The organism is Streptomyces daqingensis, from assembly GCF_014645895.1.
GTDB lineage: Bacteria > Actinomycetota > Actinomycetes > Streptomycetales > Streptomycetaceae > Streptomyces > Streptomyces daqingensis.
On sequence record NZ_BMMP01000014.1, the window covers coordinates 145,868 to 160,435 of the forward strand.

General features: G+C 73.7%; 13 protein-coding genes. 5 read left to right on the forward strand and 8 right to left on the reverse strand.

The features are described 5' to 3' along the window. Positions 1-22 precede the first annotated feature (22 nt). From IEY56_RS20980 to IEY56_RS21000, 5 genes are all read right to left on the reverse strand, one after another. Positions 23-3,151, reverse strand: a complete 3,129-nt coding sequence (locus IEY56_RS20980) for an AAA family ATPase (protein WP_189038812.1) — start codon at positions 3,149-3,151, stop codon at positions 23-25. Continuing rightward, a complete protein-coding gene (locus IEY56_RS20985) occupies positions 3,148-4,377 on the reverse strand; it encodes an exonuclease SbcCD subunit D (protein ID WP_189038813.1) in 1,230 nt (409 codons plus the stop codon). Before IEY56_RS20985 ends, IEY56_RS20980 begins: the two co-directional genes overlap by 4 nt. A gap of 280 nt (positions 4,378-4,657) precedes the next feature. Beyond that, complete coding sequence (locus IEY56_RS20990; protein ID WP_189038814.1) at positions 4,658-5,458, reverse strand: SDR family NAD(P)-dependent oxidoreductase; 801 nt, start codon at positions 5,456-5,458, stop codon at positions 4,658-4,660. Positions 5,459-5,747: 289 nt separating this feature from the next. Further along, the gene (locus IEY56_RS20995; protein WP_189038815.1) at positions 5,748-7,268 is read right to left on the reverse strand and encodes an MFS transporter; all 1,521 of its coding nucleotides are present in this window, start codon (positions 7,266-7,268) and stop codon (positions 5,748-5,750) included. A gap of 224 nt (positions 7,269-7,492) precedes the next feature. Further along, complete coding sequence (locus tag IEY56_RS21000; protein ID WP_189038816.1) at positions 7,493-8,119, reverse strand: YigZ family protein; 627 nt, start codon at positions 8,117-8,119, stop codon at positions 7,493-7,495. Positions 8,120-8,197: 78 nt separating this feature from the next. Between IEY56_RS21000 and IEY56_RS21005 the strand changes: the two genes are divergently transcribed. Next, a complete protein-coding gene (locus IEY56_RS21005) occupies positions 8,198-8,605 on the forward strand; it encodes a CoA-binding protein (protein WP_189038817.1) in 408 nt (135 codons plus the stop codon). 61 nt (positions 8,606-8,666) lie between these two features. On the opposite strand, the gene IEY56_RS21010 is transcribed toward IEY56_RS21005, so the two are convergent. Together IEY56_RS21010 and IEY56_RS21015 are read right to left on the reverse strand one after the other, a co-directional pair. Then, the gene (locus IEY56_RS21010) at positions 8,667-9,230 is read right to left on the reverse strand and encodes a YbaK/EbsC family protein (protein WP_189038818.1); all 564 of its coding nucleotides are present in this window, start codon (positions 9,228-9,230) and stop codon (positions 8,667-8,669) included. Positions 9,231-9,269: 39 nt separating this feature from the next. Continuing rightward, positions 9,270-9,842 carry a helix-turn-helix domain-containing protein gene (locus IEY56_RS21015; protein ID WP_189038819.1) on the reverse strand — a complete coding sequence of 191 codons (573 nt, stop codon included), beginning with the start codon at positions 9,840-9,842 and terminating at the stop codon, positions 9,270-9,272. A gap of 103 nt (positions 9,843-9,945) precedes the next feature. Here IEY56_RS21015 and IEY56_RS21020 point away from each other — a divergent pair, with 103 nt between their 5' ends. The 4 genes from IEY56_RS21020 to IEY56_RS21035 all read left to right on the forward strand — a co-directional run bounded on the left by IEY56_RS21020 (position 9,946) and on the right by IEY56_RS21035 (position 13,640). Beyond that, the gene (locus tag IEY56_RS21020) at positions 9,946-10,821 is read left to right on the forward strand and encodes a DMT family transporter (RefSeq protein WP_189038820.1); all 876 of its coding nucleotides are present in this window, start codon (positions 9,946-9,948) and stop codon (positions 10,819-10,821) included. A gap of 307 nt (positions 10,822-11,128) precedes the next feature. Next, positions 11,129-12,256 carry an ABC transporter permease gene (locus IEY56_RS21025; protein ID WP_189038821.1) on the forward strand — a complete coding sequence of 376 codons (1,128 nt, stop codon included), beginning with the start codon at positions 11,129-11,131 and terminating at the stop codon, positions 12,254-12,256. Beyond that, positions 12,253-12,969 (forward strand): ABC transporter ATP-binding protein, encoded by a 717-nt coding sequence (locus tag IEY56_RS21030; protein ID WP_189038822.1) that lies wholly within the window; start codon positions 12,253-12,255, stop codon positions 12,967-12,969. Before IEY56_RS21025 ends, IEY56_RS21030 begins: the two co-directional genes overlap by 4 nt. A gap of 59 nt (positions 12,970-13,028) precedes the next feature. After that, positions 13,029-13,640: a TetR/AcrR family transcriptional regulator gene (locus IEY56_RS21035; RefSeq protein WP_189038823.1), complete on the forward strand. Its 612-nt coding sequence runs from the start codon at positions 13,029-13,031 to the stop codon at positions 13,638-13,640. 105 nt (positions 13,641-13,745) lie between these two features. Here IEY56_RS21035 and IEY56_RS28895 read toward each other — a convergent pair whose 3' ends face one another. Then, complete coding sequence (locus IEY56_RS28895) at positions 13,746-14,537, reverse strand: acyltransferase (protein WP_189038824.1); 792 nt, start codon at positions 14,535-14,537, stop codon at positions 13,746-13,748. Positions 14,538-14,568: the final 31 nt, after the last annotated feature.

A 14,568-nucleotide genomic window follows, 5' to 3' on the forward strand; every position in this document is an offset into this window, starting at 1 on the left:
GCGCCCGGTGCCGCGTCCCCCGTCAGCCGGCTGCCGGGGCCGTACGGTGACGCAGCGCCGAACCCTCCCGGGACTTGACGACCTCCAGCTGCACGGGGATGCGCTGGCGCAGGTCGGCGACGTGGCTGACGATGCCCACGCAGCGGTCCCTCTCCCGCAGGGAGTCCAGGACGTCGAGGATCTCGTCGAGCGTCTGCTCGTCGAGGCTGCCGAAGCCCTCGTCGATGAAGAGGGTCTGCAGGCGCGTGCCGCCCGCCTCGTCCGTGACGACGTCCGCGAGGCCGAGCGCCAGGGCGAGACTGGCGGAGAAGGTCTCGCCGCCGGAGAGCGTCGCGGTGTCGCGCTCCGCGCCGGTCCACGCGTCGACGACGTGCAGGCCCAGACCCGAGCGTCCGCGTCCGCCGGAGCGCTCGTCGGAGTGGACCAGCGTGTAGCGGCCCGCCGACATCCGCGCCAGACGCGCGCTCGCCGCCGCGGCGACCTGCTCCAGCCTGGCCGCCAGCACGTACGACTCCAGCCGCATCCGGTGCTCGTTCTCCACCGACGTGCCCGCCGCGAGGCCCGCGAGCCGGGCGATCCGCTCGTACTCGGCACGCAGCGGGGCGAGGCCGCGGGCGTCGGCCAGGGCCTGCCGGGTGAGTTCGTCCAGCTCGCCGCATCGGGTACGGGCCGCCTCCAGCGTGGCCGAGGCCGCCCGGAGCCGCTGCGTCGCCTCTTCCGTCGCGCGCAGGGCGGCGCCCGGGTCCGCGGCCGGAAGGGCCGCGGCGGCCGCCAGCCCGGGATCGGCGAGGGCCGAGGCCACCGCTGCCTCGGCAGCCTGCCACTCGTCGGCACGCTGCTGGAGAGCCCGCTGCTCCGCCTCGCCGAGCACGGCTGCCGCCGCCTCGTCCGGGCTCCCGAACCCCGCACGCTTCGCGGCCTCGCCGAGCTGGCCGTCCGCCTCCGCTGCCCGGTCGGCCGCGGCCTGCTCACGGCGGGCCGCCTCCGCGGCCTCCGCCAGCAGGACGGCGCGTCGCCGCAGCAGCGTGGAGCGCTCGGCCACGCTGGCGGAGCCACCGCGAGCCTTGGTCAACTCGCTTTCCAGAGCGGCACGTTCACGCTGCAGCGCCTCCCGGTGCGAGGTGCGGGCCGCCGCACGCCGGCCCGCGTCCTGCTGCTGGGCGAGCCGTCCGGAAGCTTCCCGTTCCGCCTGGGCGAGGGCTTCGCGTGCCGCGTGGGCCCCGGCCGCCTCGGCGTGGGCCGCGGCGTGTTCCTCCTCCAGACCGGCGACGGCGGACGCCAGGGCCGTCGTCTCCTCGTCCTTCGACTCGGCGCGGGCGGCCGCGAGCGCCTCCCGTACCTCACGGGCCGCCTGCTCCGCCTCCTGGCGGGCCGCCTCCGCCTCGCGGTACGTCCCCAGCGCCGCGTCCTCGGCCGCCTGGTCCACGTGGCCCGAGCCCGCGCGCGCCGGGTCGGGGTGCTCCGTCGCTCCGCACACCGCGCAGGGGCTGCCGTCCCGCAGGTCCGCCGCGAGTTCCGCGGCGATGCCGCGCAGCCGCAGATCCTTCAGCCGCAGCCACTCCTCCTGGGCGGCCGCCGCGCGCTCCCGCGCCCGCAGGAGGCTCTCCTCCGCCCCTCGCGCCCGGTCGAGGAGCACGTCCCGGCGCCTCGCCGCGTCCAGCCGCTGCCGGGCGGGGTCGAGCCGGCCCGCCAGGTTCTCCGCGCGGGCCGCCGCCTCCTGCGCGGAGTCCACCCGCCGCTGGAGGACGGGACGCTCCCTCTCCCATCCGGCCAGCCACTCCTCCGCCTCCCGCAGCACCTCCTCGTCCGCTCTCGATTCCCTTTCCAGAGCGGCCAGTTCGGAGTCGATGCCGGTGCGGCGCTCTTCCGCCCGCCGGGCCGCGTCGAGGCCGCCCAGCTCCTGGCGCACCTCCCCGGCGAGGCGGGAGAGGTGATCCGGCCCGGCGTCCCTCAGCTCCGCGGGCAGTTGGGCGCGGCTCCGACCCTCGTCCGCCCGCGCCTCGCGGTGCGCCGCCGCGGCCGCGTCCCGCAACGCCAGTGCCGGAGCGACGCCCGATGCGGCGCGGGCGCGTTGCAGGCGTTCACGGGTGTGCTCGCGTTCGCCCGCCTGGCCGGCCAGCGCGCGGGCACGCTCCTGTGCCTCGGCGAACTGCCTCTGCTTTCTGGCGACTTCACGGGTCGCATCGAGGTGCGCCATGGCCTCGGAATGGCGCTCTTCCGCCGCGCCGGCGGCGATCGAGGCGGCGCAGGCGCGTTCGCGGGCGTGCGTACGGGCCAGCGCGGCCCATTCCAGGACGGCCGCGGCGAGCCCAGGATCGCCGGGGGACGGCTCCCCGCCGGCGTGGCCCGCGCCGCCGTTCTCGCGTCCGCGCTGATCCGGGACTGCCGTGCGGGCGGATCTGCCGGTGCGGGAAGCGGATCCGCCGCCTCCCAGCACGCGGCCGGCCGGCGCAAGACCGGCCGGCTCCGCCTCGCTGCCGACGGCCTGCCGCATCCGGTGCAGGAGCCGCAGCAGCGCCTCGTCTCCGGCGCGCACAGCTTCCTGGGCGTTCCTGCGCATCCGCGCCAGCTCCTCCTCGGCCGCCGCGAAGCGCCCGGTGTCGAAGAGCCTGCCGAGCAGCTTGGCCCGGTCCTCGGCGCCGGCGCGCAGAAACCGGGCGAAGTCCCCCTGCGGGAGCAGCACGACCTGGCAGAACTGGTCGCGGCTCATGCCCGTCAGCTGGGCGATCTCCTCGCCGATCTCCTGGTGGGAGCGGCTCAGCGCACGCCACTCCCCCGTATCCGCGTCGTACTCGCGCAGCCATGACTGGGCACGCTCACGGGTGGAGCCGGTGCCGCGGCGTTTGGGGCGGCTCTGCTCCGGGCGTCTGGTGATCTCCAGGCGCCTGCCGCCGATCGTCAGGTCGAGGACGACCTCGGTGAGGGTGTCGGGGGCGGCGTAGTCGCTGCGCAGGGTGCCGCCCGGCTGCTGACGGGCGCCGGGGACGCCGCCGTAGAGGGCGAAGCAGACGGCGTCCAGCACGGATGTCTTGCCCGCGCCGGTCGCGCCGTGCATCAGGAAGAGGCCGGCGGCGGAGAGCTCGTCGAAGTCCACCGCCGTCTCGCCGGCGAACGGCCCGAAGGCGGTCAGGGTCAGCCGGTGGAGCCTCATCCCGCCGCCTCCGCCCCGGCCTTGACGGGCCGCATCCGCGCCGCGCCCGGGGCGCCGGGCTGCGAGTCGCCCTCCTGTGCCTCCTCGACGCGGGCCGCCTCCAGGGCCTCCCCCAGCATCTCCCGCTCCAGTTCGTCCGCTTCACGCCCGGTGCGCACGTGCCCCACGAAGTCCTCGGCGATCTGCTGGTCGCTGCGGCCCCGCAGGCGGCGGGCGTAGGAGACCTGCTCGCCGCCCCCGTCGCGGACGCCGGGGTCGAAGACGATGCTGACGATGTGCGGGAAGCGGGCGGCGAGGGTGGCCATCGCGCCGTGGGGGCGTACGGGGTCGGTCAGGGTCGCCTCGACCCACGCCTGCTCGTGCCGCGCCAGCTCCGGCCCCTCCAGGAGCTGTTCGAGGGTGCCCCGGATACGGGCGAGGGGCCGGGGGACGGGGCATTCCAGGCGCCGCGCCGACACGCCGCCCCCGGCGTCGAGGTCGACGAGCCACATGGACTTGCGGTGGCCGCTCTCGGAGAAGGAGTACGCGAGGGGCGAACCGGAGTAGCGCACACGTTCGTTGATGGTCTGGCAGCCGTGCAGGTGCCCGAGCGCCGCGTAGTCGACGCCCTCGAAGACGGACGCCGGCACGGCGGACACCCCGCCGACGGTGATGTCCCGTTCGCTGTCCGAGCTCTCGCCCCCGTGCACGAAGGCGTGGGCGAGCACGACCGAGCGGGTGGTGCCGGAGCGGGCGGCCAGGTCCTCGCGCACCCGCTCCATGGCCGCGCCGAGGACCGCGGTGTGGCCGCCCTCGTGGGCACCCAACGCGGCCCGGGCGAGGGCGGGTTCCAGGTAGGGCAGCCCGTAGCAGGCGACGTCGCCGTGCTCGTCCGTGAGGACCACGGGTGTTCCGCAGCCCTCCGGGTCGGTGCGCAGATGGATCCCGGCGTGCCGCATCAGCCCGGACCCGACTCCCAGACGGCGGGCGGAGTCGTGGTTCCCGGAGATCATGACCGTGGGCACGCGCAGTTCGGCGAGCCGGTGCAGAGCGTGGTCGAACAGCTCGACGGCGGCCAGCGGAGGCACCGCTCTGTCGTACACGTCTCCCGCCACCAGAACCGCGTCGACCCGCTCCTCCTCGACGGTGGCGAGAAGGTGGTCGAGGAAGTCCCGCTGCGCATCGAGGAGGCTGATGCGGTGAAAGCTCCGCCCCAGATGCCAGTCGGACGTGTGCAGCAATCTCACAGAAGTGCTCCCACCCGCACGTTCAACTCTCCCCGCTGTTACGCCGGTCCGGACCACCACTGGTCTACCAGCCGCCACTGACATCCGCCTTCAGCACCCCGGACGGCACGCCCGGCGAGTGTGCGGCCAAGGGAGTCCGCGCACCCGGCGTCCCGGCAGCGCGCACGCTGCGGGCGGCCGGCGGACGCTCCCCGGTGACGGACGGTCAGGTGGATGGGCGAGGAGGACGCGGTTCAACGCCCGTGCGGCGCGGGCCACTTGCGGCACCCGGGCGGCGGGGTCAGGCGGGAGGCTCCGCCGGACGCACGCGCAGCCCGTGCATGCCGCCGTCGACGGCGAGCGCCGTGCCGGTCGTCGCACCGGCGAGGGGCCCGGCCAGGTAGCACACGGCCGCGGCGACCTCCTCGGCCGAGACCAGCCGCCCGGTGGGCTGCCGGGCCTCCAGCGCAGCGCGTTCCCCCGCCGGGTCGGGCGCGATCTCCAGCAGCCGGCCGATCCAAGGGGTGTCCACCGTGCCGGGGTTCACGCAGTTGACGCGGATGCCCTCACGTACGTGGTCCGCGGCCATCGCCCGCGTGAGCGCGAGGACCGCTCCCTTACTCGCGGAGTACAGGGCACGCTGGGGCAGGCCCGCCGTGGCGGCCACCGAGCAGGTGTTGACGATCGCCGCCCCGCCCCCGGACGCGGCGGCGCCTCGGCGCAGCAGCGGCAGCGCGGCGGCGGAGACGCGTGCCATGCCGGTGACGTTGACGTCGAGCACGCGGCTCCATTCATCGTCGCCGTTGTCCTCCACAGTGCCCTGAGCGCCGATGCCCGCGTTGTTGACGAGGACGTCGAGACGGCCGAAGCGCTCCTCGATCCGGCCGAAGGCCCGTTCCACGGAGGCGCGGTCGGCTACGTCGCAGGCGATCCCGTGCAGGTTTTCGTGCGCGGAATCGGCCGACAGGTCGAGCACGCACACCTCGGCCCCACGGCGGCTCAGTTCCCGCGCGACGGCCAGTCCGATCCCGGAGGCGCCGCCGGTCACGGCGGCGGTGCGTCCGTCGAACTCGCCCTTCGCGGCTGCCGTCTGCTGCGTCATCGCTGCGTCGCGTCCTTCCCCGCCCGGCGGGCCGGTCCGTGCCGTGCGGCGGGGACGGCCGGAGCCGTCCCCGCCACCTGTTCCAGCTGCTCAGCAAAGCGTAAGGGCCGGTGTGTACATGTCGATCCACAGGGCCGGGTCCAGCGTGTGCTCCAGGCCCGTGCCCGTGTGCCGACGCGATCCGGGGCGCTGTCCGCCTCGGCAGCCTTCCCGTGTGCCTGCGACGCCCCGGTCCCGACCCGCGTTCGTCGCCGCGGCCCCGGGTAACCGCCCGTCTCGGTGCGGCAGTTCAGCCGTCGCTCTCGGGCGGCCCCGTCGTCCGCCCCACCGCCAGGTCCCTCGGACGCCCCCGCTGATAGAGGACGAGGGTCGCGATCAGGCCGACGGCGAAGAAGCCCGTCGCCCACCAGTAGGCCACCGAGAAGCTGTGCACCTGGGCCCGCGCGGCCACGCCGGGAGTGCGGGGACGGTTGCGCAGGTAGTCCGTCACGGCGGACGCGGCCATGGTGTTGAACAGCGCCGTGCCGACCGAACCGCCCACCTGCTGCATGGTGTTGACGGTCGCCGAGGCGACGCCCTGGTCCCGCCCGGCGACACCCAGCGTCGCCAGGGAGATCGCCGACGGCATCACCAGCCCCAGCCCCACGCCGAGGACGATCAGCGGAGGCAGTACGTGCGACGCGTACTCGCTGTCCAGCCCGAGCGCGGTGAGCCAGATCAGCCCGGCGACGGCCAGCCCCATGCCCGTCGGCACCACGGGCTTCGGCCCCAGGCGCGGGATCAGCAGGTTCGTGGAGAGCTGTGCCGTCAGCATGAGGGAACCCACCAGGGGGAGGAAGGCCAGCCCCGTCGTCACGGGTGAGTATCCGAGCGTCCGCTGCAGGTAGTAGGTCAGGAAGAGGAAGACGCCGAACATGCCCGCGCCCGCGATGAAGACGCTGAGGAAGGACGCGGCCCGGTTGCGGTCCCGCAGAACGCGCGGCGGGAGCAGCGGATTCGCGGCGCGCACCTCGTGGACGGCGAAGGCCGCGATGAGCAGCCCGCTCACCGTCAGCGCCCCCCAGCAGCGCCAGTCGCTCCAGGCCTCGGTGTCGGCGGCGGAGAACCCGTAGACCAGGCAGAACAGGCCGCCCGCGACCAGTGCCGCGCCGGTCATGTCCAGACGGGGGCGCTCCGTGGGTCTGTGCGGCGGAAGCAGCAGCATCCCTAGGATCGCGGCCACCGCGGCGATGACCACGTTCACGTAGAGCGTCCAGCGCCAGCTCAGATGCTCGGTGAGCACTCCGCCGAGCAGCAGCCCGATGGCGGCGCCGGACCCCGCGATGGCGCCGAAGACGCCGAACGCCCGCGAGCGTTCGCGGGGTTCGGTGAACGTGGTCGTCAGCAGCGAGAGCGCGGCCGGCGCCAGCACGGAGCCGAACGCGCCCTGGACGGCGCGTGCGCCGATCAGCCAGGCGAAGCTGCCCGCCGCTCCGCCCAGCACCGAGGCGACACCGAATCCGACGAGGCCGGTCACGAAGGTCCGGCGGCGGCCGAAGTGGTCGGACAGGCGTCCGCCGAGCAGCAGCAGGCTGCCGAAGGCGAGGGTGTAGGCGGTGACGACCCACTGCCGTCCGTCGTCGTCGAAGCCCAGCGAGCGCTGTGCGGAGGGGAGAGCGATGTTCACGATCGTCGCGTCCAGCACGACCATGAGCTGGGCGAGGCTGATCACCGCCAGCGTCAGCCAGCGGTGCGGGGTGTGCTCCGTGGCAGCGCCTCCGGCCGCCGGGCCGGCGGCGGGACCTCCGGGACCGTCCGGGGGTGCGGGCATCGGCGGACCTTTCGGCTCCACGGCGTCACGGCGGCGGGCGTCATGCCCCCTCGGGCGGCTGGACGGCTCCACGGCTGAGCGACGGACGGCTGGGCGACTCGACGGAGGGACAGCAGAATGGTTCGCTGCGGAAACCACACATTCGTCACGCTATGTCCGGCCCGCACGGCCCGCAAAAGATCCGCCGCCCTCCACGGACGGGGCCGGCCCCGCCCGCCCCGGGATCAGACCGTGCCGTACGCCTCGCCGCCCAGGGCCAGCCGCGCCGTCCCGGCCGTGGCGTCCGCCAGCCAGCGGCGGAAGTCCTCGACGTCCGCCTCGGGCAGACCGATCTCGAAGGTGACCTCCGCGCCGTACGTCACGTCCCGCACCGAGCGGCCGCTGCCGCGCAGGTCGTTCTCCAGCCTGCCGGCCCTCTGGTGGTCGGCGGTGACGGTCACGAGGCGGTAGCGCTGCCGCACGCTGCACCCCACAGCGTCCAGCGCCTCCCCCACGGCGCCGCCGTACGCCCTGATCAGCCCGCCGGCACCGAGCTTGGTGCCGCCGAAGTAACGGGTGACGACGGCGGCCGCGTAGCGGATGCCGCGGCGGTTGAGCATCTGGAGCATGGGGAGACCGGCCGTGCCGCCCGGCTCGCCGTCGTCACTCGACTTCTGGATGCTGCCGTCCGTGCCGATGACGTACGCCCAGCAGTTGTGCGACGCCCCCGGGTGCCGCGCGCGGACCCGCTCGACGAACGCCCGCGCCTCCTCCTCCGTCGCCGCCGGGGCCAGCGCACACAGGAACCGTGAACGGCTGACCTCCGTCTCGTGCACACCCTCGCCTGCGACCGTCACGTACTGCTCCTGCATGCCACGCACCTTACGCAGCGCTCCCGGACCGCGGGACGGCACGGGAATGCCCGTGCGGACCGGCCCGTTGCACGGGGCATGTACGCAGACACGGAGACGGTGCGCAGGATTCTGACGGAGACCGGGGACACGTGGGCCGTGGTGGGGCTGTCGGGCAACCGGCAGCGTGCCGCCTACGGCGTGGCGGAGGTCCTGCAGCGCTTCGGCAAGCGTGTGGTCCCGGTGCATCCCAGAGCCGAGAGCGTGCACGGCGAGAAGGGCTACGCGGAACTGTCGGAGATCCCCTTCCCCGTGGACGTCGTGGACGTGTTCGTCAACTCGCAGCTCGCGGGGGCCGTCGCGGACGAGGCCGTGGAGATCGGCGCCCGCGCGGTCTGGTTCCAGCTGGGAGTGATCGACGAGGCCGCCTGGGAGCGGACGCGCGCGGGAGGGCTGGACATGGTGATGGACCGCTGCCCCGCCATCGAGATTCCGAAGCTGGGCTGACCGGCGTCGCGGCGGGCCCCGCTGCCCGGCAGTTCTGCCCGGCGGCTGCGCCCGGCCCGGTTCAGCCGGTGGCGGGGACCCCCAGCTGCTCCATGACGACGGCGCCCGGCAGTCCGGCCAGCGCCCTGCCGGGCACGATCAGCTTGCCCCGGCGCCTGCCGCTGCCGAGGAGCGTCCACGGAAGCTCCGTGACGGCACGGTCGACGAGCACCGGCCAGCCTTCGGGCAGGCCGAAGGGCGTGATGCCGCCGTACTCCATGCCGGTCTCGGCGACCGCGGTGTCCGCCGGGGCGAACGAAGCCTTGCGCGCTCCGAGTTGACGCCGCACCGCCCCGTTGACGTCCACGCGCGTGCGGGAGAGGACCACGCAGGCGGCGAGCGTGCGCTCGCCGCCCCGCTTCGCGGCGACCACGACGCAGTTGGCGGAGGTCTCGTGCAGGTCGGCGCCGTAGTTCTCGATGAAGACGGCGGTGTCGGCCTTCTCCGGGTCGGTGTCCACGTAGAGCAGCTGGTCCGCCGGAACGTCGCCGCTCCAGCCCCGGACCGCCTCGGCGGCGGGCCCCGTGAACGCGTCCGCCTCGGCGGCCGGTGCGGCGGAGGCGAAGTCTCCGATGGGTGCGCGCATGCCGCGCACGCTAACACCGCGGAACACCGGGGCAGCGGGTCAGCGGGGCGCGGGGACGGAGACCGCCATGGTCATCTCCACCGGCTCAGCACCGTCGTTGCGGTAGCCGTGCGGCACGTTCGACTCGAAGCTCGCCGAAGTGCCCGCCGGCACCCGGTGGTCGCTGCCCTCGACGCAGAGGGTGAGCACGCCGGAGGTCACATGCACCAGCTCCGTCGTGCCCGAGGGATGGGGGTCGGAGTCGCTGCCCTCCCCCGGCATCAGCCGCCACGACCACAGCTCGAGCGGGCCGGGAGCCTCGGCCCCGGCCAGCAGGGTGCTGTGGCTGCCCGCCTCCGTGGACCACAGCCGCACCGCCTGCTCCGCGGGGACGAGCCGCACCTGCGGTTCCTGGTCGAAGTCGAGCAGCGTGGTGATGCTGACGCCCAGGGCGTCGGCGACCTTGACGACGGTGCCGACGCTGGGGTTCGTACGGGCCTGCTCGATCTGGATGAGCATCCCCCGGCTGACGCCCGCGCGGGCGGCCAGGCCGTCCAGGGTGAAGTTCCGCTCCTGGCGCCAGTGCTTCAGGTTGCGGGCGAGGGACTGCGTGAGGTGGTCGAGATCCGTCACGGTCTTCGAGTACCGTCCATTATTGTGAATGATAGAGTTCAGTTCGCTGTACTACGGTGAGCTGTACTTCCGCGTTCAAATCACTGTACTTCGAGGTGTTCCCATGACCGCTGTCCTGGCCCTGACGACCAGCCTCATGTGGGGGCTGGCCGACTTCGGGGGCGGTCTGCTGACCCGCCGCATGTCCGCGCTGACGGTCGTGGTCGTCTCGCAGACGCTCGCGGCCGCCGCCCTGGGCGTGCTCGTCGTCGCCACCGGCGGCTGGAGCGAGTGGGGCGGGCACCTGTGGTTCGCGGCGGCCGCCGGCGTCGTCGGGCCCGTCGCGATGCTCGCCTTCTACAAAGCCCTCTCCAAGGGCCCCATGGGCGTGGTCTCCCCGCTCGCCTCGCTCGCGGTGGTGGTGCCCGTCGCCGCGGGGCTGGCGCTGGGCGAGCGGCCCGGCTGGCTGCAGGCCGTGGGCATCACCGTCGCGGTGGCGGGCGTGGTGCTCGCCGGCGGACCGGAGCTGCGCGGCGCACCGGTGCAGCGGCAGACGATCGCGCTGACGCTGGTCTCCGCGGTGGGATTCGGCGCCGTGATGGCGCTCATCGAGCACGCTTTCACGGCGACGGCGGGCGGACTGTTCCTCGCGCTGCTCGTCCAGCGGGTGTGCAACGTGGCCGTCGGCGGAGCGGCGCTGTACGTGCAGTCGAGGCGCGGCGTCCCCGTACTCCCCACGGGCAGTGACGGCGGCCTGCGCGCCGTGACGTCGGCCCTTCCCGCGCTGGCCTTCGTCGGCCTGGCCGACGTCGCCGCCAACGGCACCTACATGGTCGCGACCCTTTACGGCCCGGTCACGACCGCCGCCGTGCTCGCCTCGCTCTACCCCGTCGTCACGGCACTCGCCGCGCGCGGCGTTCTGCACGAGAGGCTGCGCGGGATCCAGGCCGCGGGCGCCGGGCTGGCACTGTGCGGCACGGTGCTGCTGGCCTCGGCCTGACGGGGGGCCGGTCGCCCTCGGGAGCCGAGGAAGATCGGAACGCCCGCCGCACTGCCGGTCCGTCCTGGACGGGCCGGCGCCCCGAGCGCGACCACAAGGCCCGAGGGCCCCCTTCCGGGCGAAGCGACCGGCGGTAGCGCCGCACAAGCTCTCCGGCCTGGCCGGCGGTCACGATCCCGCCCGCGCGCAACGTGCCGACAGGGGCGTCGATAACTTCGGATAGGATACCGACACTTGAGTCGTCAACTTTGAGCAAAAAGTTGACCTCTCAGTCGTGCCCCGTCGCCTTCGTCGCTCGGAGAATTCCGTGTTCCTCGCCCTACGCGATCTGCGCTTCGCCCGCGGTCGCTTCGCCCTGATGAGCGCGGTGGTCGCGCTCATCGCCGTGCTCGGCGTCCTGCTGTCCGGACTAGCCTCCGGTCTGGCGGACGCCGGTATATCCGGTCTTCGCGCGCTGCCCGTGACCCACATGGCCTTCGACGAGAAGGCGACCAGCGAGCAGTTCTCCCGCTCGACCGTGGAGGAGAAGGACTGGCAGGAATGGTCGAAGACCCCGGGCGTGGAGCGCGCGGAGCCCTTCGGGAACACTCTGGCCAGCGCCGAGGTGACCCAGGGTTCGAAGAAGGGCGAGCAGGTCAACCTCGCCGTCTTCGGCATGGCACCGGACTCCTCGATGGCCCCCACGCCGAACGAGGGTGAGGGCCTGGAAGAGGGCCGGGCGGGCATCGTGATCAGCCAGGAGATCGCCGACCTGGGCGTGCGGGTCGGCGATGTCCTGACCGCGGACAAGAGCGGCGTACGGCTGAAGGTCGTGGGCCTGGTCGAAGAGACCGTCTCCTACGGCCATATAGGCGCCGTCTACGCCGACCTCGACACCTGGCGGCATCTTCACTACGGACTGCCGGGGGACCTGCCCGAGGCCGCGAGCCGGCAGGCCACAGCCGTGGCCCTGTCCCTGAAGCCCGGCGCCGACATCGCCGCCGCGGAGAAGGCGACCGCGACCCGCGCGGAGACCAAGGAGGCCACCTTCGACGCGTCTCCCGGTTACGCGGCCGAGTCGAGCACCATGACCCTGATCATGGGTTTCCTCTACGCCATCTCCGCCCTGGTGGTCGGTGCTTTCTTCACCGTCTGGACGGTCCAGCGCAAGTCCGAGATCGCTCTGCTGAAGGCGCTCGGCGCCTCCACCGGATACATCCTGCGAGACGCGCTCGCCCAGGTCGTGGCTGTGCTCGTCGGCGCCACGGTCACGGGCACCGCCGTCGGTCTGGCCCTCGGAAGCGCGATGATCGGCAAGGCTCCCTTCTCCCTCTCCGCCCCGGCCGTCGCCACCTCTTCCGGCCTCCTCATCGCCCTCGGGACCGTGGGTGCCGTCGTCGCCGTCCGCCGCATCACCGCCGTCGACCCCCTCACCGCTCTGGGAGCCGCCCGATGACCACATCCGTCAGCGACCGCCAGGCCACCCCGGAGACCGCGGGCTCCGGCGAGCTGCGACTGGACGACGTCAGCCTCACCCTGGGGGACGGCGACGCCGCAGTCACCGCCCTCGACCACGTCGACCTGTCTGTCGCCCCCGGCGAGTTCGTCGCCGTCGTCGGCCCGTCCGGGTCCGGCAAGTCCAGCCTCCTCGCCGTCGCCGGCGGCCTCCAGCGCCCCACTTCCGGCACCGTCCGGGTCGCCGGCGCCGAGCTGACCGGCCTGTCGGACAAGCAGCGCACCGCGGCCCGGCGCCACCACGTCGGCTTCGTCTTCCAGCAGTCGAACCTGCTGGCGTCCCTCACCGTCCTGGAGCAGCTCCTGCTGCCCCTGCACATCGACGGGCGCCTCGACACCGCGGCCCGCACCCGGGCGGCCGAACTCATCGATGCGGTCGGGCTCACCCACCGCACCGCCTCCAGGCCGCACCAGCTGTCCGGCGGAGAACGCCAGCGCGCGGGCCTGGCCCGGGCCCTGATGACCTCCCCCGCCGTCCTGCTCGTGGACGAACCCACCTCGGCGCTGGACCGGGTCCGCTCCGCCGAGGCGGTTCGGCTGATCGCCGAACAGACCCACGAACGCGGAACGGCCACGGTCATGGTCACTCACGAGACGGCGATAATGGACGCTGCCGACCGGGTGCACGAGATGGTCGACGGCCGCCTGTCCTGACCGGCGCCGCCCACCGGACCTCGCTCCCGGCCCGTCCGCCACCCAGGAGCCCGTCCCGCATGCCGAAGATCAACGCCTCCACCGTCGCCGAGCACCGCGCCCAGCAACGCGAGGCACTGATCGAGGCGGCAATCGACATCCTGGTGAACGAGGGCGCCACCGCCGTCACACCGGCGGCGGTCGGCGCCCTGGCAGGCCTGGCCCGCTCCAGCGTGTACCAGTACTTCGACTCCTCGGCAGCCCTCCTGACCACCGTCACGGAAGAAGCCTTCCGGCGCTCCAACGAGGCACTCACCCGCGCCATGGCCTCTGCGAACGGGCCGCTGGAACGCGTCGAGGCGTTCTTCCGGGAAAGCCTCCGCCTCGGCGCCGAAGGCGCACACCGGCCGGCCGCCGCCCTCATGAACGCCGGTCTCCATCCCGCCTGCCGGCAACGGCTGATGGAACTCCACAAGGAACAGGTCGAACCGTTCCGCGCAGCCGTCCGGCAGCTAGGTGCTCCCGAGCCCGCGCTCACGGCGGATCTGATCGCCGGAATACTGCACACAGCCCTGGCCGCGGTCGAGCACGGCACCCCCCTCGGCACGGTCACGGAACGCACCCTCACACTCGTGCGCCGGTGCCTCACCCCGCCCGGCAGCGCGGTTCACACATCGCCCGAAGGGCGCTGAAGCCCTCATACCGGCGAGATCCCCCCCCCGGCCGGCCGAGGCCCGTCCGAATCAGGCGGCCCGGCTCAGCTCCGGCAGAGTCGGTTGTTCCTCGTTCCCGTCCTCTTACTCGGCGTCCGCGACGAGTTGGGCCGCCGCGAGCAGCTCCTCGGAGGTGACCCCCGCGGGCACCGGCTCGGGGGCCGGGGTCCGAAGCGGCGGCTGCCAGCCGCGCTCCGCGTCCCACCGACGCACGATCCGCGCGGGCGCTCCGGCGACCACGGCGTGGTCCGGGACCTCTCCCCGTACGACCGCTCCTGCCGCCACCACCACGTTGCGCCCGAGCCGCGCGCCCGGCAGGACCACTGATCCCGCGCCCAGCCAGCTTCCGGCGCCGATCTCCACGGGGGCGGTGCGGGGCCACTGCTTGCCGACCGGTTCGTGTGGATCGTCGTAGGAGTGGTTGGTGGAGGTGACGTAGACGTACGGGCCGCAGTAGACGTCGTCCCCGATGACCACCGACCGCTGCGCGTCACCGATGACGTGGCTGCCGCGGCCCAGGACGACGCCGTCGCCGAGCGTCACCACAGGTGCGGGACCGAGGTCCAGGCCGGGCAGCATCCCGGCGCTCAGCGTGACCTCCCGGCCGATGACGCAGTGGGCGCCCAGCTCGATCCAGGGCGTGCCGAAGACCGTTCCCTGCGGGAAGGCCAGCCTCGTCCCCTCGCCGATGCGGCGGAAGGAGTACGGGCCCTGGTGCTCGGCGGTCACCGCGCCCGCTTGCTGCGCGAGGCGCCAGACGCCGTGCACCGCCCGGGAGGCGAGCGCTGCGGGGAGGTTCCGGATCGAGGGCACGCCGTCACGGTAGTGCGCGCGGGCCCGAGCGGAGAGGACGGTCCCCTGTGATCTTCCACCCATCCATCGCATACGGTTCAGCGGGAGGCTGGCG

Excerpts from the sequence above, each read along its gene's own strand:
- IEY56_RS20980 (WP_189038812.1), bottom strand. The coding sequence starts at position 3,151 with ATGAGGCTCCACCGGCTGACCCTGACCGCCTTCGGGCCGTTCGCCGGC.
- IEY56_RS20990 (WP_189038814.1), bottom strand. The coding sequence starts at position 5,458 with ATGACGCAGCAGACGGCAGCCGCGAAGGGCGAGTTCGACGGACGCACC.
- IEY56_RS20995 (WP_189038815.1), bottom strand. The coding sequence starts at position 7,268 with ATGCCCGCACCCCCGGACGGTCCCGGAGGTCCCGCCGCCGGCCCGGCG.
- IEY56_RS21000 (WP_189038816.1), bottom strand. The coding sequence starts at position 8,119 with ATGCAGGAGCAGTACGTGACGGTCGCAGGCGAGGGTGTGCACGAGACG.
- IEY56_RS21005 (WP_189038817.1), top strand. The coding sequence starts at position 8,198 with ATGTACGCAGACACGGAGACGGTGCGCAGGATTCTGACGGAGACCGGG.
- IEY56_RS21010 (WP_189038818.1), bottom strand. The coding sequence starts at position 9,230 with ATGCGCGCACCCATCGGAGACTTCGCCTCCGCCGCACCGGCCGCCGAG.
- IEY56_RS21020 (WP_189038820.1), top strand. The coding sequence starts at position 9,946 with ATGACCGCTGTCCTGGCCCTGACGACCAGCCTCATGTGGGGGCTGGCC.
- IEY56_RS21030 (WP_189038822.1), top strand. The coding sequence starts at position 12,253 with ATGACCACATCCGTCAGCGACCGCCAGGCCACCCCGGAGACCGCGGGC.
- IEY56_RS21035 (WP_189038823.1), top strand. The coding sequence starts at position 13,029 with ATGCCGAAGATCAACGCCTCCACCGTCGCCGAGCACCGCGCCCAGCAA.
- IEY56_RS28895 (WP_189038824.1), bottom strand. The coding sequence starts at position 14,537 with ATGGGTGGAAGATCACAGGGGACCGTCCTCTCCGCTCGGGCCCGCGCG.